General features: G+C 71.7%; 17 protein-coding genes, 1 other RNA gene and 1 pseudogene. 10 read left to right on the top strand and 9 right to left on the bottom strand.

Going from position 1 to position 25,803, the window contains the following annotated elements; genetic code table 11:
- Nucleotide 1: 1 nt before the first annotated feature.
- The 3 genes from ACGIF2_RS06060 to ACGIF2_RS06050 all read left to right on the top strand — a co-directional run bounded on the left by ACGIF2_RS06060 (nt 2) and on the right by ACGIF2_RS06050 (nt 3,839).
- A complete protein-coding gene (locus ACGIF2_RS06060) occupies nt 2-1,324 on the top strand; it encodes a peptidoglycan DD-metalloendopeptidase family protein (RefSeq protein WP_396044560.1) in 1,323 nt (440 codons plus the stop codon).
- Nucleotides 1,325-1,454: 130 nt separating this feature from the next.
- Nucleotides 1,455-1,925 (top strand): SsrA-binding protein SmpB, encoded by a 471-nt coding sequence (gene smpB / locus ACGIF2_RS06055; protein ID WP_396044558.1) that lies wholly within the window; start codon nt 1,455-1,457, stop codon nt 1,923-1,925.
- Nucleotides 1,926-3,839, top strand: coding sequence for a DUF2207 domain-containing protein (locus ACGIF2_RS06050; RefSeq protein ID WP_396044556.1), 1,914 nt, complete (start codon nt 1,926-1,928; stop codon nt 3,837-3,839).
- A gap of 36 nt (nt 3,840-3,875) precedes the next feature.
- On the opposite strand, the gene ACGIF2_RS06045 is transcribed toward ACGIF2_RS06050, so the two are convergent.
- Nucleotides 3,876-4,457: a TIGR03086 family metal-binding protein gene (locus ACGIF2_RS06045; RefSeq protein ID WP_396044554.1), complete on the bottom strand. Its 582-nt coding sequence runs from the start codon at nt 4,455-4,457 to the stop codon at nt 3,876-3,878.
- A gap of 3 nt (nt 4,458-4,460) precedes the next feature.
- On the bottom strand, nt 4,461-6,566 hold the full coding sequence (locus ACGIF2_RS06040) for a thioredoxin domain-containing protein (protein WP_396044552.1): 2,106 nt from the start codon (nt 6,564-6,566) through the stop codon (nt 4,461-4,463).
- A 173-nt stretch (nt 6,567-6,739) separates the two neighbouring features.
- On the opposite strand from ACGIF2_RS06040, the gene ACGIF2_RS06035 reads away from it, so the two are divergent.
- The gene (locus tag ACGIF2_RS06035) at nt 6,740-8,281 is read left to right on the top strand and encodes an ATP-dependent DNA ligase (RefSeq protein WP_396044550.1); all 1,542 of its coding nucleotides are present in this window, start codon (nt 6,740-6,742) and stop codon (nt 8,279-8,281) included.
- A 46-nt stretch (nt 8,282-8,327) separates the two neighbouring features.
- On the opposite strand, the gene ACGIF2_RS06030 is transcribed toward ACGIF2_RS06035, so the two are convergent.
- Genes ACGIF2_RS06030 through aroA form a run of 3 tightly spaced genes read right to left on the bottom strand, consistent with a single transcriptional unit; the run spans nt 8,328 to nt 14,685 of the window.
- Entirely contained in the window at nt 8,328-10,397 is a 2,070-nt protein-coding gene (locus ACGIF2_RS06030) for an FAD-dependent oxidoreductase (RefSeq protein ID WP_396044548.1), read from the bottom strand.
- Nucleotides 10,394-11,581 carry an acyl-CoA dehydrogenase family protein gene (locus tag ACGIF2_RS06025; RefSeq protein WP_396044546.1) on the bottom strand — a complete coding sequence of 396 codons (1,188 nt, stop codon included), beginning with the start codon at nt 11,579-11,581 and terminating at the stop codon, nt 10,394-10,396. Before ACGIF2_RS06025 ends, ACGIF2_RS06030 begins: the two co-directional genes overlap by 4 nt.
- Nucleotides 11,578-14,685 carry a 3-phosphoshikimate 1-carboxyvinyltransferase gene (aroA, locus tag ACGIF2_RS06020; protein ID WP_396044544.1) on the bottom strand — a complete coding sequence of 1,036 codons (3,108 nt, stop codon included), beginning with the start codon at nt 14,683-14,685 and terminating at the stop codon, nt 11,578-11,580. Before aroA ends, ACGIF2_RS06025 begins: the two co-directional genes overlap by 4 nt.
- 206 nt (nt 14,686-14,891) lie before the next feature.
- Here aroA and ACGIF2_RS06015 point away from each other — a divergent pair, with 206 nt between their 5' ends.
- Nucleotides 14,892-15,710 carry an SDR family oxidoreductase gene (locus ACGIF2_RS06015; protein ID WP_396044542.1) on the top strand — a complete coding sequence of 273 codons (819 nt, stop codon included), beginning with the start codon at nt 14,892-14,894 and terminating at the stop codon, nt 15,708-15,710.
- A 62-nt stretch (nt 15,711-15,772) separates the two neighbouring features.
- Nucleotides 15,773-16,831, top strand: a complete 1,059-nt coding sequence (locus ACGIF2_RS06010; protein WP_396044541.1) for an ATP-dependent DNA ligase — start codon at nt 15,773-15,775, stop codon at nt 16,829-16,831.
- Here the strand turns inward: ACGIF2_RS06010 and ACGIF2_RS06005 are convergent, their stop codons facing one another.
- Entirely contained in the window at nt 16,832-18,784 is a 1,953-nt protein-coding gene (locus tag ACGIF2_RS06005) for an FAD-dependent oxidoreductase (RefSeq protein ID WP_396044539.1), read from the bottom strand.
- A gap of 124 nt (nt 18,785-18,908) precedes the next feature.
- Between ACGIF2_RS06005 and ACGIF2_RS06000 the strand changes: the two genes are divergently transcribed.
- On the top strand, nt 18,909-19,541 hold the full coding sequence (locus ACGIF2_RS06000) for a TetR family transcriptional regulator (RefSeq protein WP_396044537.1): 633 nt from the start codon (nt 18,909-18,911) through the stop codon (nt 19,539-19,541).
- Nucleotides 19,542-19,659: 118 nt separating this feature from the next.
- Here the strand turns inward: ACGIF2_RS06000 and ACGIF2_RS05995 are convergent, their stop codons facing one another.
- Both ACGIF2_RS05995 and ACGIF2_RS05990 read right to left on the bottom strand, forming a co-directional pair.
- Complete coding sequence (locus ACGIF2_RS05995; protein WP_396044535.1) at nt 19,660-19,872, bottom strand: hypothetical protein; 213 nt, start codon at nt 19,870-19,872, stop codon at nt 19,660-19,662.
- Nucleotides 19,873-20,023: 151 nt separating this feature from the next.
- Nucleotides 20,024-20,578 (bottom strand): DUF6328 family protein, encoded by a 555-nt coding sequence (locus tag ACGIF2_RS05990; RefSeq protein WP_396044533.1) that lies wholly within the window; start codon nt 20,576-20,578, stop codon nt 20,024-20,026.
- A gap of 187 nt (nt 20,579-20,765) precedes the next feature.
- On the opposite strand from ACGIF2_RS05990, the gene ssrA reads away from it, so the two are divergent.
- Nucleotides 20,766-21,135, top strand: a transfer-messenger RNA (tmRNA) gene (gene ssrA, locus ACGIF2_RS05985).
- 742 nt (nt 21,136-21,877) lie between these two features.
- Here ssrA and ACGIF2_RS05980 read toward each other — a convergent pair.
- A pseudogene (locus ACGIF2_RS05980) lies at nt 21,878-22,123 on the bottom strand (transposase); the annotation flags it as partial.
- Nucleotides 22,124-22,470: 347 nt separating this feature from the next.
- Here ACGIF2_RS05980 and dcm point away from each other — a divergent pair.
- Both dcm and ACGIF2_RS05970 read left to right on the top strand, forming a co-directional pair.
- Nucleotides 22,471-23,838, top strand: a complete 1,368-nt coding sequence (gene dcm, locus ACGIF2_RS05975; RefSeq protein ID WP_396044531.1) for a DNA (cytosine-5-)-methyltransferase — start codon at nt 22,471-22,473, stop codon at nt 23,836-23,838.
- Nucleotides 23,839-23,893: 55 nt separating this feature from the next.
- Nucleotides 23,894-25,798, top strand: coding sequence for a DUF262 domain-containing protein (locus ACGIF2_RS05970; protein ID WP_396044529.1), 1,905 nt, complete (start codon nt 23,894-23,896; stop codon nt 25,796-25,798).
- Nucleotides 25,799-25,803 lie beyond the last annotated feature (5 nt).

Raw genomic sequence — 25,803 nt, 5'->3', positions numbered from 1 at the left:
CATGAGCCGACGCCGTCGTCCGCTGACCCGCCTCCTCGCCGGGCTGCTCATCGCCGCCCTGGCGACCCTCGTGGCCGTGGGCTCCCCGGCGGTGGCCGACACGCTCTCGGACAAGAAGGCAGCGGCGCAGAAGCAGGCCAAGGCCAACGCCGCCAAGCGTGCCGCGCTCGAGGCGTCGCTCGAAGGGCTCAGCGCGGAGCTCGCGCAGGCGATGCTCGACCTGCAGGCCGTCGAGGAGCGGCTGCCCGCGGCCGAGGCCGAGCTCTGGACGGCGCAGGAGACGCTCGAGCGGTCGCAGCGCGAGGCCACGATGATCGCCTCGCGCCTGCAGGACGCGCTCGACCAGGAGGCGTCGATCGGCGCCACGATCACCCACGACACCGAACGCACCACGCAGATCCGCGCCGCGATCGGGCAGATGGCGCGCGAGGCGTACAAGGGCCGCGGCGCGGAGTCGAGCCTGGGCGTCGTGCTGGGGGCCGAGAACACCGAGGAGTTCATCGAGCAGTACGGCCTGGTCGCGACCGCACGGCGCACCCAGACGAACACGCTCGACGAGCTGCGCACGCTCCAGGCCCAGAACCGCAACAGCCAGGCCCGGCTCGAGGCCGTGCGGGGGCGGGTCGAGGAGCTCAAGGTCGAAGCCGACGCGAAGGTCGTCGAGGCCGACCAGGCGCGCGCCGAGGCGCAGGCCCGCACCGACGAGATCTCCTCGCTCATCGCGCAGCAGACCGCCAAGAAGGCGCAGATCGAGGACCAGAAGGCCCAGGCCGCGGCCGAGGCCGCGCAGGCCGACGCCGAGGCCGCGGCCATCGCCGCCGAGCTGGCTGACATCGCGGCGAAGCAGAAGGCCGCCGCCGACGCGGCCGCCGCAGCCGCGGGCAAGCCCGCGACCCCCGCCGGGCCGGTCTCGGGGGCCCTGTTCTCCAACCCGACGAGCATCAGCCCGATCTACGTGACGAGCGAGTACGGCATGCGCCTGCACCCGACGCTCGGCTACGTGCGGCTGCACGCGGGCATCGACCTGCGCACCTACTGCGGCACACCCATCTACGCGGCACGCGCCGGCACGGTGCTGTGGGCGAAGTCCCGGTACGGCTTCGGCAACCAGGTCATGGTCGACCACGGCCTGGTCAACGGCAGCTCGGTGATGACGAGCTACAACCACATGACGAGCTTCGTGGTGCGCGGCGGGCAGTCCGTGGGCCAGGGGACCCTGCTGGGGTACTCGGGCAACACCGGGACGTCGGCCGCGTGCCACCTGCACTTCGAGGTCTACGTCAACGGCGTGACGCAGAACCCGCGCCCGCTGCTGGGCCTCTGACTGGTTCCGGCGCCCCCGCACGAATTGGGCTGGGGACGTTCGGCGACCGGGCGGTAGGCTCGACGGTCGGAGACCTGGTGACGGGCCTGCTCGTCGGCGGGCCGTGCAGTGACGTGAGGATGGTGCAGTCGTGGCGAAGGACACTGGGCGCAAGCTCGTCGCGTCCAACAAGAAGGCACGCCACGACTACATGATCGAGGACGTCTTCGAGGCCGGCGTCGTGCTCACGGGCACCGAGGTCAAGGCGTTGCGGGCCGGACGGGCGTCGCTCGTCGACGGCTGGTGCGAGGTCGAGAACGGCGAGGCGTGGCTCGAAGGGGTGCACATCCCCGAGTACACGCAGGGCACGTGGACCAACCACGCGCCGCGGCGCAAGCGCAAGCTGCTGCTGCACCGCTCGGAGATCGACCGCCTCGACATGAAGGCCCGCGCCAAGGGCCAGACGATCATCCCGCTGTCGCTGTACTTCCTGGACGGTCGCGCGAAGGTCGAGATCGCCCTGGCGCGCGGCAAGCGCGAGTACGACAAGCGCGAGGCGCTGCGTGAGCGTCAGGACAACCTGGAGGCGCAGCGAGCCATGCGCGAGAAGAGGGACCGCTAGGTGACCACGCTCGTCATCCCTGCCCGACGAGGGGCAGGTGCGGCGGGCGGACGCGTCGCCGCGATCCTCGGTGCCGTCGTCCTGGCGGTGCTGGTCGCGATCGGCCCCGGGGCGCTGCGCGCTGCCGCCGCCGACACCTCGGGCCAGCACATCACGCGGTACGCCGCGGCGGTGAGCCTCGCCGCGGACGGCGTGGCGCACGTGGACCTGGACTTCGACTTCGACTTCGGTGACGACCCCGGGCACGGGCCGTACCTGACGTTCGTGACCCGGCAGGACGCGGGGGACGACCGCGACCGCGTCTACGACCTGAGCGGGTTCGCCGCCCAGAGCCCCACGGGCGCCCCGGCGCAGGTCGACGTCGAAGAGTCGGGCGACGCGGCGATCGTGCGCATCGGCGACCCCGACATCGACGACGTGTCCGGCGTGCAGACCTACCACGTGAGCTACACCGCGAGCGGCTGGGTCAACCCCGACGTGCCGGACGCCGCGGGCGACCACGTCGACGAGCTGAGCTGGAACGCGATCGGTGCCGACTGGGAGATCCCGCTGGCCGACGTGGCCGTGACGGTGACCGGTCCCGCCGACGTGCTCCAGGCCGCCTGCTACGCCGGTCCCGCGGGTGACAAGAGCTCGTGCGACGCGGCCGACGTCGCGGGCACGACAGCCACGTTCCGCCAGGCCGAGGTCCCCGTGGGCGACCAGCTGACCGTCGCGGTCGGCTGGCCCGTCGGCACGTTCCAGGGGGCGGAGCCCGTCTTCGAGGAGCGCGCGGACCCGCTCGAACCCCTGCTCCCGACCCCGCTGACCGGCGGCCTCGCGCTGCTCGTCGCCGCGGGCGGCATCGGGATCGCGGTGCGGCGCGTGCGCTCGCAGGGCCGCGACCGCGCGTACCTCGGCCTGACGCCCGGCCTCGCGCCGGCGACCGGCCAGGACGTCGCCGAGGGGTACAGCGACCGTCGCGGCCCCATCGCGGTGCAGTTCACGCCGCCGCCCGAGGTGCGACCCGGTGAGCTGGGCACGCTGCTCGACGAGGTCGCCGACCCGAAGGACGTCACAGCGACGCTCATCGACCTCGCGGTGCGCGGATACCTGCGCATCGAGGAGGTGCCGCGCAAAAACCCCGGGAAGAAGCCCAAGGACTGGACCCTGGTGCTGCTGCGCGACGACGACGCCGGCCTCATCGAGTTCGAGAGGACGCTCCTGCACGGCCTGTTCGGCACGGACCGCCAGGTCAAGCTCTCCGAGGTGCGGACCACGTTCGCGGCCACCATGGCCACGGTGCAGGAGGGCCTGTACAGCGAGGTCACCGCGCGGGGCTGGTTCCGGACGTCGCCCAAGGCGGTGCGTCAGCGGTGGATCGGGGCGGGCGCCGTGCTCCTCGCGATCGCCGTCGCGGCGACCATCGTCGCCTTCTTCCTGACCGTGCGGGGCGCTGTGCTCGTGCCGATCGCGCTGGGCGTGGTCGGGGTCGTCGTCATGCTGCTCGCCAAGGCGGCCCCCGCACGGACCTCGAGCGGGACCGCGGTGCTCGCGCACGCGCGTGGCTTCCAGCTCTACCTCGAGACGGCCGAGGCCGAGCAGATCCGCTTCGAGGAGGGCGAGGACCTGTTCTCGCGCTACCTGCCCTACGCGATCGTGTTCGGCGTGGCCGAGCGCTGGGCGACAGTCTTCGGCCGGCTCGCGGCGCAGGGCCGCGCGGTCCCGGAACCCGGCTGGTACGTCGGCTACCCCATGACCCAGGGGCTGTTCTGGGGCTCGTACGCGGCGTTCGGCAGCAACATCGAGCGGTTCACGGACGTGGCGACGACCTCGCTGTCGGCGACGCCCGGCTCGTCGGGCACCTCGGGCTTCTCCGGGGGTGGCGGATTCTCGGGCGGCGGGGTCGGCGGAGGTGGCGGCGGCGGGTGGTGAACCCCGGAGCCCCCGGCGGGTGGTCCTCGCTGCGGCTCAGGCCTGACGGCCGAACAGCGCGAGCAGGCGGGTCTGGGCCTCGTCCTCGTCGTCGACGTCGATCGGCTCCGGCGGTTCCGCGGGGCCGGTGAACATCGGCCCCCGCAGGTACTCCTCGGCGCGGCCCGTCCACTCGACGAGCAGACGGTCGACGGTCGCGGGGTCGATCTGGTCGTCGGCGTCGATGCCGCGTGCCAGGTCCCAGCCGTGCAGGGCCAGGTCGGTGACCATCTGGTCGAGGTAGTGGTCGCCCGTCATCGGGTTCTGCGAGACCGAGACCGTGCGTTCGAGGGCGCCGGGCTCCGAGAACGCGGCCAGCGCGGCCTCGACGGCCAGCCGCCACGACGAGAGCGGGTCCTCGCCGAGGACGTCGCCCTCGAACCGGTCGCCCACGTCCTCGACCGAGTGCCCCGCGAGCAGCTCAGGGGCCCACAGCTGCTCTGCCGTGAGGTGGTTGAGGAGCTCGCGGACGGTCCAACCCGCGTACGGGGTCACCGTGTCCCACCGGTCACCCACGAGCGTCACGAGGAACGTGATCTTGTCCGCGTTCACGCGGTGGAGAAGGTGAAGTTCGTCCATGCCTCATCGTGCGCCCGCGTCGGGAGGTCCGCCACCGAGCGCACGCGCGAGCATCGCCGGTTCGGTGGTGGGCCGGTCGCACACGAAGCCGCGGCACACGTACGCGGACGCGAGACCCTCGAGCATGGTGCGGTCGGCGAGCAGCGGGACGTGCGTGCCGAGCACCTCGATGCGTTCGGGGTCCCCCACCGCGAGCACAGCACCGGGCGCCGTGGACCGCCGCGCCGTCTGGGCGAGCTCGCCGGTCGCGGGGTCCTGGGGGCGACCGATCACCGCGACCTCGCGCGGTCCGTCGAGCAGCGCCTCAGCCACCGCCAGCGCCCAGCCGCTCGCCCGGGGGATCCGCGGTGCGAGGCCCAGGGGCGCCGCGAGCGCGGCCTCGGCCGACTGACGGTGCCGCAGCGAGCCGGTCAGCGCCCCGAGGGTGACCAGCACCCCCGCGGTGGCTGACGGTCCGGACGGGGCGGGGCCGTCAGCGACCTCGCGCGGTCGCTGCAACCGGGCGAGCGCGGGGTCGGTGCGGTCGTCGGCGGTGTCCCAGTAGCCGCCCGTCCCGTCGGAGAAGTGCGCCTCGACGGTCTCGAGCAGCTCGCCCGCCCGCACGAACCAGTGCTCGTCGTCGGTCGCGGAGTACAGGGCCAGGAAGCCCTCCGCGACGCCGGCGTAGTCCGGGAGCACCCCGGGGGAGTCGCCGGCGACGCCGTCGCGCGAGGTGCGCAGCACACGGAGCTCGGGCTCGCCGCCGGGGCCCGTGGGCTCGGTGCGCAGGTGCACGGTGTCGAGCACGACCGCGGCCCGCAGCGCCGCCTCGACCCAGGTGCGCCGACCCAGGATCGCGCCCGCATCGGCCAGCGCCGCGATCGCCAGCCCGTTCCACGCCGCCACGACCTTGTCGTCGCGTGCCGGCTGCGGGCGCGCCCGCCGGGCCTTGAGCAGCCGCCGACGCACCGCGGCGAGCCGCTCGGCGGCGTGCTCGCCGGGTGGGTGGCGCAGCTGCAGCACCGACGTGCCGTGCTCGAACGTGCCCTGCTCGGTGACCCCGAAGACCTCGGCGGCCCACCTGCCGTCCTCCTCGCCGAGCACCTCGACGAGCTGCGCGGGCGTCCACACGTACGTGAGCCCCTCGACCCCGTCGGTGTCCGCGTCGAGCGACGAGGCGAACGCGCCCTGCGGGGTGCGCAGCGCGCGCAGCAGCCACCGCGCCGTGCCCTCGACCACGTGCAGCGCGAGCGGCGCCCCGGTCGCCCGCCACCAGTGCGTGTAGACCCGCAGCAGCAGCGCGTTGTCCTCGAGCATCTTCTCGAAGTGCGGCACGGTCCACGACGCGTCGACCGAGTACCGGGAGAAGCCACCGCCCACCTGGTCGGCCATGCCGCCGCTCGCCATGGCCGTGAGCGTGTGCTCGGCCATCTCGAGCGCGACCTCGTCGTGCACCCGCGCGGCGCGGCGCAGCAGCCACTCGAGCACCATCGACGGCGGGAACTTCGGGGCGCCCCCGAACCCGCCGTGGTGCGAGTCGTACGCGCGGGCGAGCTCGGAGCGGGCGGCCTCGGTCACCGCCTCGAGGGTTGCGGGCGACGTGTCGAACCCCGCCGGGGGAGCCACGGGCGGTGCGGCCGCGAGTGCGCCGCGCAGCAGGTGCGCGTTGGACTCGACGTCGGGCCGCTGGGTCACCCACGCATCGTGCACCGCGTCCAGCACCTGCCCGAACGAGACCATGCCGGTCACCGGCTCGGGCGGGTAGTACGTGCCGCAGTAGAACGGTTCGCCGTCGGGCGTCGCGAAGACGGTCATGGGCCAGCCGCCCGCACCGGTCGTGGCCTGCGTGGCCGCCATGTACACCGCGTCCACGTCGGGCCGCTCCTCACGGTCGACCTTGATGTTGACGAAGTGCTCGTTCATGACCGCCGCGACCTGCGGGTCCGAGAACGACTCGTGCGCCATCACGTGGCACCAGTGGCACGACGCGTAGCCGACCGAGACGAGCAGGGGGACGTCGCGCCGCCGGGCCTCGGCGAACGCCTCGTCGCCCCACTCGTACCAGTCGACCGGGTTGTCGGCGTGCTGCTGCAGGTAGGGGCTGGTGCTGCCCGCCAGACGATTGCTCACCCCCCCACTCTTCCCGCCCCCGCACCCCCCCGCGATCCGGGACCACCCCCCCGTCCGCGAGATAGAGCCGTGGCGCCGAGGTAGAGCCGCAGGAGGCTCTACCTCGGCGCGACGGCTCTATCTCGGCGAGGGTTGTGGGGGCGGGACGGGGCGCCGGGCACGAGGATGGGCGGGTGCTGCTCGTCGATGTCGCCACCACCTCGGCATCCGTCGCTGCCACGCGGTCGCGCCTCGCGAAGCGCGTGCTGCTCGTGGACCTGCTGCGCCGTACCGCTCCCGAGGAGGTGCCGGTCGTGGCCCGGTACCTCGCGGGCGAGCTGCGGCAGCGCCGTACCGGGCTGGGTCTGCGCTCGCTCGCGACGCTCCCCGCCCCGGCGGACGAGCCGACGCTCGACGTGCTCGCGGTCGATGCTGCATTCGAGCGGATGTCGGTCCTCGCCGGGCCGGGGTCGTCGACCGCGCGGTCGGCGCTCGCCACCGAGCTGTTCGGCGCCGCGACGGCTCCCGAGCAACGCCTGCTGCGCGGCCTCGTCAGCGGCGACCTGCGGCAGGGGGCGCTCGACGCGCTGCTGCTCGACGCTGTCGCAGACGCGGCGGGAGTGCCGCCCGAGGCCGTGCGGCGGGCCGCGATGCTCGCCGGGGCGACCGAACCGGTGGCCTCGGCGGCCCTCGGCGCCGGGTCGCCCGAGCAGGCGCTCGCCGCCCTGGACACGTTCACCCTGACCGTGGGCCGACCCGTGCGCCCGATGCTCGCGGCTTCGGCGCCCGACGTGCGGAGCGCCGTCGAGGGCTTCGCGGGGCGCGCGGTGGTCGTCGACACCAAGCTCGACGGGATCCGGGTGCAGGTGCACCGCGACGGGGACGACGTGCACGTCTTCACCCGCAGCCTCGACGACGTCACGGACCGCGTGCCGGAGATCGTCGAGGTCGCCCGCGCGCTCCCGGTGCGCTCGGTGGTGCTCGACGGCGAGGCGCTGCTGGTCGACACCGCAGGGCGGCCCCGACCGTTCCAGGAGACGTCAGCCCGCGGGGCGACGCGCGAGCTCGAGCCCACCGCCGGGATCGGGCTCACCCCGTTCTTCTTCGACGTGCTGCACCTCGACGGCCGCGACCTCCTGGACGTCCCGCTCACCGAGCGGCTCGCGGCCCTCGACGCGCTCGCACCCGGGCACACCGTCGAGCGGGTCGTGACCGACGACGCGGACGTCGCGCACGACGCGTTCGCGCGGTGGGTCGCCGCTGGGCAGGAGGGCGTGGTCGTCAAGGACGCCGATGCGCCGTACGCCGCCGGACGGCGCGGCGGCGCGTGGGTCAAGGTCAAGCCGCGGCACACCCTCGACCTCGTCGTGCTCGCGGTCGAGCGCGGCTCGGGCCGCCGCAGCGGGCTGCTGTCGAACATCCACCTGGGTGCCCGCGACCCGGCGGGCGGGTTCGTGATGCTCGGCAAGACCTTCAAGGGCATGACCGACCAGATGCTGGCGTGGCAGACCGAGCGGTTCACCGAGCTCGCGGTCGACGACGACGGGTGGACGGTCCGGCTGCGACCCGAGCAGGTCGTCGAGGTGGCGTTCGACGGGATCCAGCGGTCGACCCGGTACCCGGGCGGCCTCGCGTTGCGGTTCGCCCGGGTGCTGCGCTACCGCGACGACAAGACCGCCGACGAGGCGGACACGATCGACACCGTCCGGTCGCTCGCGCTGCCGTCCGGGACCTGACTGCAGCCACCCCGGACGTGGCCCCGGGCCACCACCGGCATGGAGCTCAGGCGGTGGCGCCCGTGAGTGCTGCGGCGACCGCGGTGCCGGTACGCAGCCCTTGGTCGAACGCACGCACCGCGTTGAGCCCTGTCGTGTCGAGCGCGCCGCCGATCACCGTGTGCGGCACGCCGAGCGCGGCGAGCTCGGGGGCGAGCGACGCGTGGGGCACCTGCCCGGCGGCGACCACCACGGTGTCGGCAGGCACCGTCTCCTCGGTGCCGTGCTCGTCGAGGATCACGAGCCCGCGCCGGGTGACGCGCAGGTAGTGCACGCCGGTGCGCGTCCGAACCCCCGCTGCGTGCACGGCCTGCAGCACGGCCCAGCGGGTCGAGGGTCCGATGCCGTCGCCCACCCGTCCCGTGCGGCGCAGCACGGTGATCTCGCGGGTGGGCTCCGGTGGTCGCGGCCCCGCCGGGTCGAGTCCCGCCTCCCGGGCGAACCGGCGCAGCGCCTCGGCGGGGGACTCGGGGGCGCGACGGTCGGAGGCGCCGGGCGCGTGCTCGGCGAGCAGGTGGGCCAGGTCGAGGCCGATGCCGCCCGCCCCGACGATCGCGACCCGGTGCCCGATGCGACCTGGCGCGGCGAAGGCCTGCTGGTAGTCGAGCACGGGCAGCAGGTCCGCGCCGGGCAGGTCGACGTGCCGGGGGCGCACCCCGGTGGCGAGGACGACGTGGTCGTAGCCGGTGAGCCCGGCGGCGACGCCCGGGGTTCGCGTGAGCACCCGCACGCCCTGGCGGGGCAGCTCGTGGCGGAAGTAGCGGATCGTCTCCAGGAAGTCGGACTTGCCCGGCACCTGCCCGGCGAGCCGCAGCTGTCCGCCGATCCCCACCCCGGACTCGTACAGGTCGACCCGGGCGCCACCCGCGGCGAGCGTCAGGGCGGCCTGCATGCCCGCCGGCCCGGCACCCACCACCGCGACCCGCGGGGCGTGCGGGCCGGGCGCGCGGACGAACGGCGGGAAGGTGCTCTCGCGTCCGGCGCGGGGGTTCACGAGGCACGAGACGGGCTCGTCGCCGAACGAGCGGTCGATGCACGCCTCGTTGCACGCGATGCACGTGTTGACCCGCCGGGTCTCGCTCGCGCGGGACTTGGCCACGATGCGCGGGTCCGCGAGGAACGGCCGGGCCATCGACACCAGGTCGACCTGTCCCCGTTCGAGGGCCTGCTCGGCGAGCAGCACCGAGTTGACCCGGTTGGAGCCGATCACGGGCACCGCGACCCGGGCCTGCACGAGCCGGCGCCGGACGTGCCCCGCGACGCCCAGCCACATGCCGTGCGGCACGAGCGCCTGCACGGTCGGCACCCGCGACTCGTGCCAGCCGATCCCGATGCTCAGCGCGTCGGCCCCGGCGGCCGCGAGCCGCACCGCGAGGTCCGCGCTCTGCCCCTGGGTGCTCGAGCCGGGCACCAGGTCGGCCCCCGACGTCCGCACGATCACCGGGAAGTCGGGTCCGACGGCCCTGCGCACCGCGGCGAGCACTGCCAGCGGGAACGCCGCACGCCGTTCGTCGTCACCGCCCCACGCGTCGTCGCGCAGGTTCGTCAACGGTGAGGCGAACTGGTTGAGCAGGTACCCCTCGGAGGCCATGATCTCGACCGCGTCGAAGCCCAGGCGTCGGGCGGTCGCCGCGCCCGCGGCGAAGTCGGCGATCGTCGCGGCGATCCCGTCCTCGTCCAGGGCCCGCGGCGTGCTGCGGGAGAACCGGGAGGGGACGACCGACGGTGCGACGGGGGTGAGGCCGGTGGTGTCCTCGGACGCGTACCGGCCCGCGTGGAAGAGCTGCAGGGCGAGGGACGCACCGGCGCGGTGGACGGCCTCGACCGTCGGGCCCAGCACCGACCCGGCCCCCGGCTCGTCGAGCACCAGGTAGCGCCGGCCGCCGGCACCGACCCGGTTGACGGCCATGCCGCCCGTGACGATCAGCCCGGCGCCGCCGAGGGCGCGCTCGCGGTAGAACGCGGCGAGCGCGACCGGGTCGTCCTCGAGGTTGAGGTGCATCGAGCCCATGACGATGCGGTGGGGCAGGCGCAGCGTCCCGATCCGGGTGGGGGAGAAGACCCGGCTGCCGGTCACGGCCGCGCGGCCCGCTCGAACAGGTCGCGGGCGATCACCGTCTTCTGGATCTCGTTGGTGCCCTCTTCGAAGCGTTGTGCGCGCGCGTCCCGGTAGACCCGCTCGATGGGCATCGTCTTCCAGTAGCCGATGCCGCCGTGCACCTGCAGCGCCTTGTCCGTGACGCGGGTCAGCATGTCGACGGCCGTGAGCTTGGCCATCGAGGACAGCGCCGGGGCGCGGTCGTGGTCGTCCTGCCAGGCCTGCGCGGCCGTGAGCGTCAGGGCCTTCGCGGCCTCGATGTCGGCCTCGTTCTCGGCGAGCAGGAACGCGATGGCCTGCCGGGAGGCGAGCGGGCGCCCGAACGTGACGCGCTGCGTGGCGTACTCGACCGCGAGCTGCTGCGCGCGCTGCGCGAGCCCGACGCAGCTCATCGCCACCGAGATCCGGCTCGGCGTGAGGAAGCCGCCGAGGGCGACCCGCAGCCCGTCGCCCTCGGCGCCGAGCCGGTGCGCGACCGGGACCGGGGCGTCGGTGAACGTGAGCGTCGCGTGGTCGGTGCCGTGCACCCCCATCGTCTGCGAGCTGTCCTCGACGACCACGCCCGGCGTGGCGCGGTCCACGAGCAGGGCCACGGTGCCGTCCTTGCCGGTGCTGCCCTCCAGCCGGGCGAACAGCAGCCAGTAGTCGCAGTGCACCCCGAACGTGATGAGGTGCTTGCGGCCCGTCAGCAGGTACGTGTCGCCCTCGCGCCGGACCGACGACGTGATGTCGGCGCCCGTGCCGTTGCCCGGCTCGGTCAGGGTGAACGCGACCCGGAGCTTGCCCGCCACGGCGGGGCGCACGAACTGCTCGCGCTGGAGATCGTCGGCGTAGGGGTTCATGGCCCGCCACGTGCCGTTGAGCACGTGCACGATCATCCGCACCGACGCGTGCGAGCGGGAGAAGACCTCCATCAGCCCCATCCACTGCACGAAGCTCAGGCCGCGGCCGCCCAGGTCCCGGGGGGCAGCCAACGCCAGGAAGCCCGCGTCGTCGAGCTCGTGCCACAGCGCGTCGGGCACCGACTCCTCGCGCTCGATCCGCTCGGCCCACATCTCGCCCGGGCCCTCGACCCACGCGGTGACCTGCGCGAGCAGCTCGTCGAACTCGGCCTCGGGGATCGCCGAGCCGCGGCCGTCGGCGGTGATGGTCGGGAGGCTCACGGGGTGCTCCTGTCGGTGGCGGCCGCGACGGGCCGGTGCGGGGGGAGGGTCCGGGCCAGGTCCCGGAGGACGAACTTCTGGATCTTGCCGACCGCGTTGCGCGGCAGCTCCTCGACGAGCTCGAGCCGCTCGGGCCAGTAGTGCTTGGACACCTGGTGGGCGTCCAGGTACGCCGTGAGGTCGTCGAGGCTCGGCGCGGCGCCGGCGGCCGGCACCACGAACGCGCACGCCCGCTCGCCGAGCCGGGCGTCGGGCATCGCGGCGATCGCGACGTCGTCGACCGCGGGGTGGCGGAACAGCAGCTGCTCGATCTCGGCGACCGGGATCTTCTCCCCGCCGCGGTTGATCACGTCCCGCACCCGGCCCGTGATCCGCAGGAACCCCGCGTCGTCGAGGGTCGCGAGGTCGCCCGTGCGGTACCAGCCGTCCTCGGTCACGGCCTCCTTGGTCAGGTCGGGGCGGTCCAGGTAGCCGTCGAACATCGTGGGGCTGCGCACCTCGAAGTTGCCCTCGGTGCCCGCGGGCAGCAGACGGTCGTGGTCGTCGACGATCCGGGCCAGGACGCCATCGAGCAGCCGCCCGTCGGTGCCCCACCGCTGCGCCGGGTCGTCCTGCGGGGTGGCGAGCGTGCCGAGGCACGTCTCGGTGGTGCCGAACGCCCCGCACACGGCCGCCCCGAGCACACGGGTCGCCCGCTCGGCCAGGTGCCGTGGCACCGCGGCCCCGGTGTTGACGAAGATGCGCAGGCTCGGGGGTGCGGGGTGGCCCGCCTCGACCGCCCTGACCAGGTCGGTGAGGAAGGGCGTGGCCGCCTGGACGAACGTGCCCTTCCAGCCGCGCAGCACGTCGAGCGCCCGCCCGGGTTCCCACACGGCCTGCAGGATCTGCGGCGAGCCCAGCACGAACGAGAGCCACATGCCGTACAGGAACCCGGTCTGGTGGGCCAGCGGCGACGGGACGAACACGGCGTCGTCGCTGGTCAGGCCCAGGTGCGAGACCTCCATCGCGGCGGCCCGGCTCAGCGTCGCGTGCCGGTGCACCACCCCCTTGGGCTCCCCGGTGGTGCCCGAGGTGAACAGCAGCTGCGCCGCGTCGAAGGGCAGCGGCGCGCGGGTGTCGAGCACGGCGCGGTCGACGGCGGCCGTGTCGAGCAGGTCGCGCCAGCGGTGCCAGTGCGGCGACCGGCCGACGCCCCCGGGGGTCGCGGTCGGGAGGGGGTGGGGCTCGCCGTCGTCGATCACGATGACGTGCTCGAGGCTCAGCCCGTCGCCCGGGTCGGCGCCCCCCGTGCCCGATCCCGGCCCCGCCCCCGTCGCCGTCGCTGCGCGCAGGATGCCCTCGACCTCGAGCGCGGGCGAGCGCCCCCGGAACGCGGCGGGCACCACGAGCACCTTCGCCCGCGAGCGTTGCAGCGCGAACGTGACCTCGCGCTCGCGGAAGATCGGCATGATCGGGGCGACGACAGCGCCGATGCGCAGCGCGGCGACGGTCAGCGTCACGAACTCCTGCCCGTTCGGCAGCTGGAAGGCCACCCGGTCGCCCCGCCCGACGCCCAGGTCCACGAGCGCCGCGGCGACCCGGTCGGACGCGGCGTCGAGCTCGGCCCACGTGAGGTGGTCGGTGCGCCCGGGCCGGGCGTCGACCACCGCGGTCTCGTTGGGGCGCTCGTCGGCCCAGCGCCGCACCCACTGCGCGCCCGTCACCCGGGCGGCGTCGTCGACCGCCGCCGCCCCCGCGATCGTGCGGGCCCGTGCCGCGCGGGCGGTGCGGGCCGCGGGCCGGTGCGGGGCGGGTCGCAGCACCCGGCCCTCCTCGACGCGCATCCGCAGCCCGAACGTGGTCATCGACGCGAGGTACTCCGGGTAGGAGATGCGGTAGGCGTGGGGGTAGGTGAGCGTGCTGCGGCCCTCCGCGGCGGTGGCCGCGACAGCGAGCGACATCAGCACGCGGTGGTCGTTGAGCGAGGACAGGTCGGCGCCGCTGAGCCCCGGCACGCCCCGCACGCGCAGCTCGGTGCCCTCGATGCGGACGTCGGCCCCCATGCTGTTGAGCTGGAGCATGGCCGCCACCCGGTCGGACTCCTTGAGCCGCACGTGCCCGACGTCGCGGAACACGCTCTCGCCGTCCGCGAAGCACGCCATCACGGCGAGCACCGGGAGCATGTCCGGCACCGTGCGGCAGTCGACGTCGGCGGGCTGGAGGCGGGTGCCGGTGTGCCGCACCCGCACCGCGTCGACGTCCGGGTCGTAGGACATCGGCACACCCATGCTCTGCGCGATGTCGAGGAAGTGGGCCTCGGGGTGGTCGGAGCCCGTCGAGGTGACCGAGCGCAGTCCCGACAGGACGATGTCGGCGGGGTGCAGGGCGCCTGCCGCGATCCCGAACGCCGCCGAGCCCACGTCGGGCGGCATCCGCAGCTCGGTGGGGACCGCCTGCTGGTCCGGGGCGACCTCGAACCGGCGCCAGTCGTCCCAGACCTGCACCTCGAGCCCGAACCGGCGCATCGTCTCGACCGTCAGCTGCAGGTACGAGCGCTCGTTGAGCGGGCCGTCCACGACGATCGTGGTGGCCGACGTGGCGAACGGCGCGAGCAGCAGCAGCCCCGAGACCCACTGCGACAGGGTGCCCGCGATGTGCACCTCGCCGCCGCGCGGGCGTGCGGCGTGCACCCGGATGGGCGGGCAGTCGTCGGGGGAGGTGACCTCGAGCCCCATCTGCCGCAGCGCCGACAGCAGCGGGCCGATCGGGCGGCGCTGGAAGTACTTCTGCCCGGTGACCGTCACGTCGCGCGACCCGAGGGCCGCGAGCCCCACCATGAAGTACAGCGTGGTGCCCGAGCTCCCCGCCGAGACGCTGTCGCCGACCGGGCGGTACGGGCCGCCGTGCACCACGAACGTGCCGTCCTCGATCTCGATCCGGGTGCCGAGCCGCCGCAGCATCGCCACCGTGTACTGCACGTGCCGCGCGTCGGTGAGCCCCGTGATGCGGCTGACGCCCGGGGCCAGCGAGGCGAGGATCAGGGCGCGGTGCGCGTGGTACTTGGAGTTCGGGACCTGGACCGTGCCGCCGATCGTTTCGTGGGTGCCGAGCACCGAGAGATACATAGCGGCCCCCCTGCCGTCGCGCTTCACCTCGGTTGATACGGACAATCTAGGACAAAGGCGCGTCGGACGGGTGACCGGCGCGGTGTAGCCAGCGCGCCGCGCCGCGGGCCACACTGGCCCCGGGGTGCCGCCGGGCGAGGACGCCGGCGGATCGGGGCACCAGCGCAGGCTGGTCCGGCAGGGGGTCGAGCGTGGGACGCAGCAGCGTGGGACGAGGCACAGAGAAGATCGCCGTGGTCACCGGAGGCTCGCGCGGCATCGGGCGACGGGTGGCCGAGCGGCTCGCCGCCCAGGGCTGCCAGGTGGTGGTCGGGTACCGCAAGAACGCCGACCTCGCCGAGGACGTGGTGCGCGAGCTCAAGGCGCTCGGCGGGGGAGGGCTCGCGGTCCAGGCCGACCTCGAGCACCCCGACGAGGTCACGCACCTGTTCGATGCGGCCGCCGAGGCGTACGGACGCCTCGACTACTTCGTCAACAGCGCCGCGGCGGCCGCGTTCAAGAACGTGGTCGACCTCAAGCCGCACCACCTGGACCGGGCGTACGCCGTGAACGTGCGCCCGTTCGTGCTCGGCGTCCAGGAGGCCGTCAAGCTCATGGACGACGGCGGCCGGATCGTGGCCCTGACCAGCTACGGCAGCGCCCGCGCGTTCCCCACGTACGCCGCGCTCGGCTCGTACAAGGCGGCCGTCGAGTCGTTCGTGCGGTTCATGGCCGTCGAGCTCGCGGGCTACGGCATCAACGTCAACGCCGTGAGCGGCGGGCTCATCGAGTCCGACTCGCTCGACTACTTCTACGGCATGCCCGGCATCGCGCCGATCGAGAGCGTGCTCGCCCGCATCCCGCAGCGGCGCGCGGGGACGGTCGACGAGATGGCCGCGACCGTCGACTTCCTGCTCTCGCCCGGCGCCGGGTACATCACGGGGCAGACGATCGTCGTCGACGGCGGGCTGTCGATCGCCGCACCGCCGTTCCACGTCGACACCACGCCGCCGATCGCGCTGCCCCCGCGGCCGCGGCGGGAATGAACCCGCCGTCCCCGCCGCGCGCAGATCTGGCCGCGGGGGCGACCTCAGGCCACACTGAGCCGATGGACCTGCCCGTGATGCCGCCGGTGGACCCGATGCTCGCCAGGTCCGTGCCGAAGATCCCCGCGGGTGAGCTGTACGAGCCCAAGTGGGACGGCTTCCGCGCGATCGTGTTCCGCGACGGCGGCGAGGTCGAGATCGGCAGCCGCAACACCCGGCCGATGGAGCGCTACTTCCCCGACGTCGTCGAGCACGCGCTCGCGTACCTGCCCGAGCGGTGCGTGGTCGACGGCGAGATCGTCGTGCCGTCCGCCGCCACGGGCGGGCTCGACTGGGACGCGCTCCAGCAGCGCATCCACCCCGCCGCGTCACGCGTGCGGCTCCTGTCGCACGAGACGCCTGCCCTGCTCATCCTGTTCGACGTGCTCGCGCTCGGTGACGACGACCTCACCTCCCGACCGTTCAGTGAGCGCCGCGCCCTGCTCGAGCAGGCGATCGCGCCGAACCCCGGCGTCTACGTCACCGCCCAGACCGACGACGACGCCGTCGCCGCCGAGTGGTTCCAGTCGTTCGAGGGCGCCGGCCTCGACGGGGTCGTCGCCAAGAGGCCCGACCTGACCTACCAGCCCGGCAAGCGAGTCATGTCCAAGATCAAGCACGAACGCACCGCCGACTGCGTGCTCGCCGGGTACCGCCCGCACAAGTCCGGCGACGACGCCGTCGGCTCGCTGCTGCTCGGCCTCTACACCGACGACGGGGTGCTCGCCTCGGTCGGCGTCGCCGCGGCGTTCTCGATGGCGCGGCGCCGCGAGCTCGTCACCGAGCTCGCCCCGCTGGTCACCTCGCTCGAGGACCACCCGTGGGGCGCCCATGCGACCGGGCGCACCCCACGGGAGTCCGAGCAGAGCCGGTGGAGCGCCGGCAAGGACCTGTCCTTCATCCCGCTGCGCCCCGAGCTCGTCGTCGAGGTCGGGTACGACCACCTCGAGGGCGACCGGTTCCGGCACGTCGCCCAGTTCCGGCGTTGGCGGCCCGACCGCGACCCCGCGTCGTGCACCTACGCGCAGCTCGACGAGCCCGTGTCGTACGCGCTCGCGGACGTGCTGGCCGCGGGCGCCTAGTCACCGCACCGAGATCGCCACCTCCGCCGCCTCCGCGACGGCGTCGATCGCCCGCCGCGGCGAGCGCGCGTCACCGATGATGTGGAACGGGATCCTCCGGGCCAGGCAGTGGTCGGTCAGCGCCGTGGTGTCCAACGAGCGCGACCCGACGGCGACCACGACGCCCGTCGCGGGGATGGTCCACTCCTGCCCGTCGCGCTCGACGATGACGCCCGTGGCGTCGATCCGCAGGCACCGGGTGTGCACCAGGGTCGTGACGTCGCTCAGGCCGAGGTGCGTCATGACCTCCTGCTTGCGCAGCATGCCGAGGTCGGCGCCCACCTCCGCCCCCATCTCGACGACCGTGACGGAGGTGACTCGCGGGTCTCGCTCCGCCAGGTACTCGGCGACCTCCAGGCCGACGAGCCCGCCGCCGATGACGACGACGTCGCCGGTGAGCGGGGAGTACCCGGTCAGCACGGTCTCCGTGTCGATGACGGTGTTCTGGTCCGAACCGTCCAGGTCGAGGGTGATGGGGGTCGAGCCGATCGCGATGATCACCTCGTCCGGCGCCGTCTGGTCGATGACGTCCGGGGTCACGGGGGTGTTGAGGCGCACGTCGACCCCGAAGTGCTCGAGCGTGCTCGCCCGGCTCAGTGCCGCGTCGCTCATCTCCTGCTTCCGGGGCGCTAGTCCCGCCATGTAGAACTGGCCGCCGAGCCTCGCCGATGCCTCGCACAGGATGGGCTTGTGACCCAGCGCGTGCAGCCGCTCGGCCGCCTCCATGCCGCCGATGCCACCGCCGGCGACGAGGATCGTGCGGGGCGTGTCGGTCTTCGGGATCCGGAACTCCGCCTCGCGTCCGACCGCCGGGTTCTGCAGGCAGGAGATGTGCGGGAACGACGAGGCGTTCGCCGCGGCGATCCGGTCGAAGCAACCCTGGTTGCACCCGATGCAGCGGATGATCCGCCAGTCCTCGCCCGCCATGGCCTTGGCGCAGAACTCAGCGTCGGCGATCTGGGCGCGCCCCATGACGACCATGTCCGCCTGGCCGGAGGCGATGATGTCCTCGGCCTGCTGGGGGTCGTTGATCCGGCCCACGGCGACCGTGACCAGGCCGGTCTCCTGCTTGAACTTGGCCGCGTTGTGGACGTTGAAGCCGCGGTCGTGGTCCATCGTCGGGACCTGGAGGTTGACGCTCATCGGGGTGCCGCGCGAGACGTTGACCATGTCCACGCCGTGCTCGCGCGCGACGGCCGCGAAGGCGATGACGTCATCGACCGTGTTGCCGCCGGGCACGCCGTCGTCGCCCGCGGAGACGCGCATCATGAGCGGGACGTCGTCGGGAACAGCCGCGCGGATCGCGTCGATGCACTCCAGCGGGTAGCGCATGCGGTTCTCGGCGCTGCCGCCGTACTCGTCGGTGCGCCGGTTGAACCCCGGCGAGAGGAACATCTCCGGGGAGTAGTTGTGGCCGGCGTGGAACTCGAGGATGTCGAAGCCGGCCGCGACGGCACGGGCTGCGGCCTCGCCCCAGGCCTGGACCACCTCTGCGATGAGCTCGACGGACGCCGCGGGCAGGACGACGCCCGGGCCGAACGGCATCTCGCTCGGGACGACCGCGTAGGTGTCAGGGTCCTGGCCCGGGGGGATGAAGCCGCCCTGCCAGAGCTGGATGCAGGTCTTGCCGCCTGCCTCGTGGACGGCCTCGTTGAAGCGTGTCCAGCCCTCCAGGTAGGAGTCGTCGGCGATCGCCAGGAAGTTGCGGGGCGCCGTGGGCTTGTGCACGGAGGTCGCCTCGACGGTGAGCAGCCCGCAGCCTCCGCGTGCGCGTGCCACGTGGTAGTCGATGAGGGCGTCGGTGACGTACCCGCCGTCGGCGCCCATCTTGGTCGCCATGGCCGGGAAGTCGACCCGGTTCTTGAGCGTCACGCCGCGGATCGTCAGCGGCGAGAACAGGTGCGGGTAGACCATGACGCACTCCTTCGTACGGGTCAGGCAGTTCTGGTACTCGAAACGTACTGTCGTACCGAAAGGTCCGGACGGGCCCATGGTCCCGATAAGGTCTCCCTCACCCAGCCCCGCGAGGAGAACCCCCGTGACCGTGCTCGAGCCGCCCTCGACGGGCGTCGGCAGGCCGCGTGCGACGACGCACCGCGCCATCCGCGACGCCGCGATGCGCGAGTTCGCCGCCCACGGCTACGCGGCCACGAGCGTGCAACGCATCGCCCACGCCGCCGGCATCGGTCGCAACACCTTCTTCCGCTACTTCCGCACGAAGGTCGACCTCCTCGGCGAGGACTACGCCGCCAACCAGGAGGTTGTCGCCCGGCACCTGCGCGACGACCTCCTGGTCGGCGGCGACCCGCTGGACCAGGTCATCGCCGCCGTGCGCGCCTCGATCCGGTACGACGACGCCGACAGGGAGTTCTACCGCCTGCGCCTGGCGGTCCTCACCCACGACCCGACCCTCCCGCCCGACTGGGCGCTGCGGCTCGGGGCAGGCTGGGCCGAGCTCCTCTCGGCCCACGTCCTCGCGTCCGCCGCCGACCAGGGTCCGCACAGCCGTGCGGTCGCCGAGGCCATCGGGTTCGGCGTCCGCGGCGTGCTGGGATCCGTCATGGAGTCGTGGTCCGCCGGCCACCTCACCCTCGACGCGGCGCTCGACCTGCTGGACGCGACCGTGCGCGAGCTGTTCGAACCGGCGACGCGCGAGCTCACGAGCCGCTGAGGGAGCTCAGACCTAGGCCTGACGTCGAGGGTTGGTCACGTGAGCGAGCCGAGCACGCTGATGGCGACGATCGCCGCGATGGCGATCAGGAGACCGAACCTCCACCACCAGTGCAACGTCAGTGCAGTCGGGGCACCGATCGACGTCGCTTCGAGAGCGGACAGGGTCGGGTGGCCCACCCGGCTTCCGTCAACGTCGCGAGGCTGTAGTTGAGGCCGAAGGACACCCGGAAGAGCCAGAAGATGTGGAAGTAGGAGAACCCGAGCACCAACGCCTGGTTCGGGCTGGTCTGCTGGGTCTTGCTGCGGCGGCCCCACCCGAAGAAGATCACGCGGGCACGAAAGGGGTGCCGGCGGGGCTGATGTCCTGAATCGGCAGGACCTGCCATGGATTCACCCGTACTGTCGTATGCGGCCCAGCGAGACGGGTCACGGGCTGGGCTGCGGCAATGCGGCGTCGGAAGCGCGGGCCAGGACCGCCCGTCAGCGCGACGCGTCGTGGGGCGGGCCCTCGCGCGGGTCGTCGTGCCGGGCTGCGCGCGCCGCCCTCGCCTCGGCCACGTGCACCAGCCGCAGCGGGAGCAGCACCCACAGCACGACCAGCGCCACGAGCACCACCACGCCCGCGATCACACCCTCGGTGCGCCCCACCACCACGTCGAACAGCAGCATCGTCGTGCCCGCCAGCACCAGCGTGAGGGTGCCCAGCCCCGCCCGCGCCAGGCGGTCCGCCGCCGTCACGAGCTGCCGCTTGAGCCGCTTGCGGAACAGGATCCGGTGCAGGCTCACCGGCGCCACGATCAGCCCCGTCGTCACGATCGCCAGCACCACCAGCTCCAGGTAGAGGTTGCGCTGGTACGCGTCCAGGTCCCCGAACCGCTGCTGGAACGGCACCGTCAGGAGGAAGCCCGTGAGGATCTGCACCCCCGTCTGCGTGACCCGCAGCTCCTGGAGCAGCTCGTTCCAGTTGCGGTCCATGCGCTCGGTCGGCGTCTCGTGCCGGTCGTCGTCGAGCGGGGCTGAGTCGGGCGCGGTCATGTGCTCCACCTCGGGGGTCGTGCGGTGAGAGCATCGTGCCGCCCGCCCGCCGCTCGCGCGCGCCGAGCGGCCCCGCCCGGCCCCGCAGGTCGGGCCCGGAATGATGGCGACGGGCCGCGTGTTCTCACGTAGACTGGAGAGTGCACGACCGCCCCACGGGGAGGACGTGCGGTTGACAACTGCACATGGGGGTGATCGGTTTCGACGGTGGTCGTTCAGCCAGGAGAAGCGGGCCGAGGACGCACGGTTATCTCGTTAACGATCCGCGCAAACCAATAGGTGCCGATTCCAAGCGCACCGACTTCGCACTCGCCGCCTGAGCGAGTCCTGAAGTCCGTCAGCCCGAGAGTGCTCTCGACTCGGTAACTGGCGTCATCTAGAGAGCCACTGCTCACAGCCTTCGTTGTCGGGGTTGTGGGGACTTTTAGACAACTGAGCCCGCTTTCGCGACACGCTTGCTAGATCGCGAGGGCTGAGAAAGAGCGCAGCGAGCTGCGCCCGGAGAAGTCCTGGTTCCACGTCATCGGACGCGGGTTCGATTCCCGCCACCTCCACGCTGCGATCGCCGCAAGGCTGATCGCGCACCTGAAGGCCGTCATCCCTCTCGCCGGGGGTGGCGGTCCTTCTTGTGTCTGGGGCTGGTTCGGGCTCGCTGTTGTGCCCGAACCGGAAAGCTGAGTGCTTCGGCCCCGCGCTCGGTGCATCGAGCGTCGTTCCGCCTGTGATGTCCGGCAGCGTGTCGCGCACGGGAGGGTCCAGTCACGGAAGCCGGTTCGGCTCCCGTCTCGGCATTGAGAGGTCTTCGTGGAATGCGGGGACGATCTTCGTGGCCTCACGCGATTTTGCTGCAGGTGGGCAGGGTAGCGCGGGCTCCGCGTCGGGTTCCCCAGTGGCATCGCGATCCTGATTGATGACTCCGAACGGCACGTGCACGCTCGGAGCGACCTTGGCGGCGCTCGCGAGGTTGCCCTTCTGGTCGTCGAAGAAGAGGCGCCTCGAGGAAGCGCTTGAGCGGCCCCGGATTGTGAGGCTCAGTGAGGTTCGCGGCTTCGTGCGCGTGGAACGCTGGCATCCCGCCCTCGTTCACCACGCTCTCCGAGGCGGTCCGCCAGGGCCTGCGATGCAGGCACGTCCTGGACTCGCCCCGCCGTCGAACACGACTCGGCCGACTTGCGAGTTGCCCGCGACTTCGACGGTGTCCTCGCCGACGACGGCCTCCCGCACGTCGTTCGCGCTCGCCGCCAGGAACAGCGACATGTTGATTGTGGTCGTCGATGTACTCGACGATCACCGTTGTGGGCGGTCGAGCTCCGCCGCGAGGAAAGCCGACGCCGACTGCAAGATCGCGTTGGAACGGCGAAGCTCACGGTTCTCCCGCTCGAGCTCGGCGAGCCGCTGCGCCTCCGACGTGCTCGTCCCGGGCCGATCACCCGCGTCGACCTCGGCCGGGGTGACCCAGTTGCGCAACGTCTCGGCATTGATCCTGAGCCGGTCGCCGATCCTGCGCAGCGCCCTTGGCCCGCGTCGCGGGGTCACGCCGCGCATCCACGGCCATCCTGATCGCTCGCTCCCGAAGCCTCTCGGGGTACTTCCTCGGTGCTGCCATGACTCTCATCCTCCGTGGATTGAGAGCCTCTACGGAAGCCGGGCGCGGTCCACTACACCACCCCCAGGAACTTCACCACGGCGGTCGCCGCGCGGCGACCGCGGAGCGTCGGTCGTCGCCGCTAGGTTTGACTCGCGGGGGTGCTGGTCGCTGCTGGCGCTGACGGAGGAAGTGGATCTCCTTCGATGGGTGCCTCGCACAGAAGAATCAACTCCGTGAATCCAGGAGCCCGCGGAGTTGGACGAACCCTCACACCAGCCGTACGGACATAAGGAGGACACATCGGATGGCAGGCCTGACGCCACCGTTCCGCTTCATCGACCTGTTTTCAGGCCTCGGTGGCTTCCATGTGGCGCTCGGCGAACTCGGAGGTGAGGGCGTGTTCGCCGCCGAGTGGGAGCCTTGCCTGAATGCTCTCTACCAGCACAACTTCGGCGTCGCTCCCTGGTTCGATGTGAGTGAGCTCGACGACAAGTTGATCGTCGAGAGGGTTCCGGAGCACGACGTACTCACTGCAGGATTCCCCTGCCAGCCGTTTTCGAAGTCCGGCAAGCAACAGGGGTTCGAGCACACCGAGCAGGGGCGACTGTTCTTCAAGGTGCACGACATCCTCCGGATAAAGAAGCCGCGCCGCTTCATCCTCGAAAACGTCCCCAACATCCTCAGCCACGACGGCGGCAGGACCGCTCGGACCATTCGCGAGAAGCTCGAAGATCTCGGCTACGCCGTCGACATCCACCGACTGTCGCCGCACCAGTTCGGCATCCCGCAGGTACGCGAACGTGCGTATTTCGTCGGATCGCTCGACGGCCTTGAGGGATTCGAGTGGCCGACGGAGTTCGGGAAGCCCACGACAATCGACTCTGCGCTCCATCCCCAGACCGGAGCCGCTCGCGCAATCCCCGAGCAGACGCTGCGGGCGATCGACATGTGGAAAGACTTCCTACGCCGCTCCCCGGAGGATACAAAGCTCCCATCTTTCCCGATCTGGGCGATGGAATTTCGCGCGACCTACCCGTACGAGCGGACCACACCGCCGCTGGCATGGGCTCGTAAGCGCCCGCGTGAACTCGACGGCTACGCGGGCTCGTTCGGGTTCCCGCTCGACGACCTCACCAGCCGCGAGCAGTGCCCCCTCATCCCGAGCCATTCCCGGCGCGATGGGGACTTCGAGTTCCCGGCGTGGAAGCAGACCTACATCCGTCAGAACCGGGAGTTCCACCGAGACAACCGCAAGTGGATCGAACCGTGGCTCGACAAGTGGCAGCCGTGGGAGTTCTGCTCCAGCTTCCAGAAATTCGAGTGGAACGCGCAGGGTGGCAAGCGCGACATCGACGATTACATCCTCCAGGTGCGGGCGTCTGGTATTCGTGTCAAGCGCCCGACAACCGCACCGAGTCTAATTGCTATGACGCATACCCAGGTCCCGATCCTCGGTGCGAACATCTCCGGTACGGGCGGGCGACGGTACATGACCCCGAAGGAATGTGCCGAACTCCAGAGCTTGGGCAGCATTGATCTGCCTGCGAGCGACTTGGCAGCCTACAAGGCTCTTGGCAATGCGGTGAACGCGCGCGTAGTTCACGCCATCGCTGAGCCATTGCTGGCCGGCTTGGCCGCCGTGAGCGGCCCATCGCGCCCGAAGGCGGCGTAGCCAGACGGACAACGCCACCTGTCGCATGGTGGAAAAGCGAGAGACAAGGATCGCGATGACTGAGCCGACCGCGTCGGAAGACCTCGTAGAGGCTCCCGACGAACTACCTGAAGACGACTCGCGTGCGCAGCTGCACGACCACATCTCCGAACTTCTAGCAGAGCTCTCAGAGGCAGCGGATTCGCCCGACGGTGTGCAAGCGTGTGCCCAGTTTTCGGCGAGCGACGTCAGGCTCGACTCCGATGCGTGGATGAGTCGACTGGCCGATGTCCAAGGGTGGCTTCGTTTCAGCGACGACCTCCCCAAAGCCGACCCGGCAGCCTTTGTAACGAGTTTGGCCGCGGGCCTCGGGTTTGAGAACCCGGCGGAAGGCGTCGAGGTGACCCAGGGGGTACCGCGCTTGACCGAGGGCGCACTGGAGCGGCTGAGCGAGCGAGCCGAGTTCGCTGCTCGGCTCCAGCACGCATTCCTCGCAGACCTTGATGCCGATGGTGGCAGCAGGGCTTCGGCCACCGCGTCTTGGTCCGAGGCATGGGAGGCCGAGGGGGACGCAACCGAGATCGTGACGCCCGAGCCGGTGACGGCTAGGGCCGACGTGTGGCCAATCTCCCAGTTGGCGGGCAGGAAGCTGAACCTCGCCCCCTCCTACCAGCGTGGCGATGTGTGGCGCACTGGCGATCGGCAAGCACTCATCGAGTCTATCCTCCGCGGGATCCCGCTGCCATCGGTGATTCTTCTGCGCACCGGAGCGTCGACTCCGCACGAAGTCGTTGATGGCAAGCAGCGACTGACGGCTATCCTGCGGTTCGTCGGTAAACACCCCACGGCTATCGCGAAGGTCGCCGAAGCGGACAAACTGCACCCTGAGGCTGGGCTCGGCAGGCTCTTCAGAGACGACTATCCAAAGTTTCGAGTGATGTGGCGGAAGGCCATGGGCTTCCCATTGACAGCGAAGCTGGAGGACGACTTTTACTTCCCGTTCAAGCTGCGCAACGATGCCAGGGGGGCTCTCGTCGGACCGGATCTCGAACCGCTCCGCGGGAAGCACTTCACGCAGATCCGGGACAGCATCATCAACGTCGCTGACGAGGGTGTGACTATCAGCGACCTATTCGAGGCCGTGGTCGCCTATAAGGTGCCGGTAATCGAGTACACCAAGGCGTCGCAGCGACAGATCCATGAGGTGTTCAAGCTCTATAACAAGCAGGGCATGCACCTCAACGCCGAGGAGATTCGCAACGCGATCTACCACGATGTCGAACTCACTCGCGCAATCCTCGTGGCGGCAGGCGACGCGAGTTCGCGCAGCAGCATCGCCGAGGTTGCGCCGTCACTCGACGGCGTGCCTGGGATTGCCGACCTGGGTAAGACGCTGGCAGACTACGGCTTCGGCCAAGCGCGTTACCGGCGCACGAAGGTGCTCGGTTCGATCGTTGCCGTACTTGTCAATGACACGGGCGGCAAGTTGCTGCCCTCGACGGCTCGCCACACAGATCTTCTGCTCGGGCACGTGCAAGAGCGTGAGTCGCACCCCCTGCGCGAACCGGCGCGTATCGCGGACCTATTCGGGTTGATCGCGGAGGCTGCCGATCTCCACGCATCGCACGACGAACTTTGGCCGGCCAAATTCCGCGGCGACGGCAAGACCTCAAAATGGCAGGACCTCCAGCTTGTCGGCTCCCTCGTCGGCATCGCGGTTGCCTCCGCTGGTGCTCCCGATGACATCGAGGAGCGCATCGAGGCGTCCGCTGACGCGATCCGCGAAGCGACACTGAAGGAGTGGAAGCGCCCGACCAAGACCCAGACGCGAACGCAGTGGGACTACATCGCGCGGATCGCAGAGGGCGTGGTCGAGAAGCTGGGAGTCGACATCTTGGCGGCATCGGATGCGATACGCGCGCGCTTCGGTTCTTCCGGCGTCGAGTCTCTCATCGGCTCGATCCTCCCGAAGGCGGAGTAGCGGTG

The organism is Cellulomonas sp. P22 (genome assembly GCF_044392165.1).
This window is presented reverse-complemented; position numbering and strand designations above follow the sequence as displayed.

What these genes read in the sequence shown, in the direction of transcription:
- ACGIF2_RS06060 (WP_396044560.1), top strand. Translation starts at nt 2, where the DNA reads ATGAGCCGACGCCGTCGTCCGCTGACCCGCCTCCTCGCCGGGCTGCTC.
- ACGIF2_RS05970 (WP_396044529.1), top strand. Translation starts at nt 23,894, where the DNA reads ATGACTGAGCCGACCGCGTCGGAAGACCTCGTAGAGGCTCCCGACGAA.
- ACGIF2_RS06010 (WP_396044541.1), top strand. Translation starts at nt 15,773, where the DNA reads ATGGACCTGCCCGTGATGCCGCCGGTGGACCCGATGCTCGCCAGGTCC.
- ACGIF2_RS06005 (WP_396044539.1), bottom strand. Translation starts at nt 18,784, where the DNA reads ATGGTCTACCCGCACCTGTTCTCGCCGCTGACGATCCGCGGCGTGACG.
- ACGIF2_RS05990 (WP_396044533.1), bottom strand. Translation starts at nt 20,578, where the DNA reads ATGACCGCGCCCGACTCAGCCCCGCTCGACGACGACCGGCACGAGACG.
- ACGIF2_RS06045 (WP_396044554.1), bottom strand. Translation starts at nt 4,457, where the DNA reads ATGGACGAACTTCACCTTCTCCACCGCGTGAACGCGGACAAGATCACG.
- dcm (WP_396044531.1), top strand. Translation starts at nt 22,471, where the DNA reads ATGGCAGGCCTGACGCCACCGTTCCGCTTCATCGACCTGTTTTCAGGC.
- aroA (WP_396044544.1), bottom strand. Translation starts at nt 14,685, where the DNA reads ATGTATCTCTCGGTGCTCGGCACCCACGAAACGATCGGCGGCACGGTC.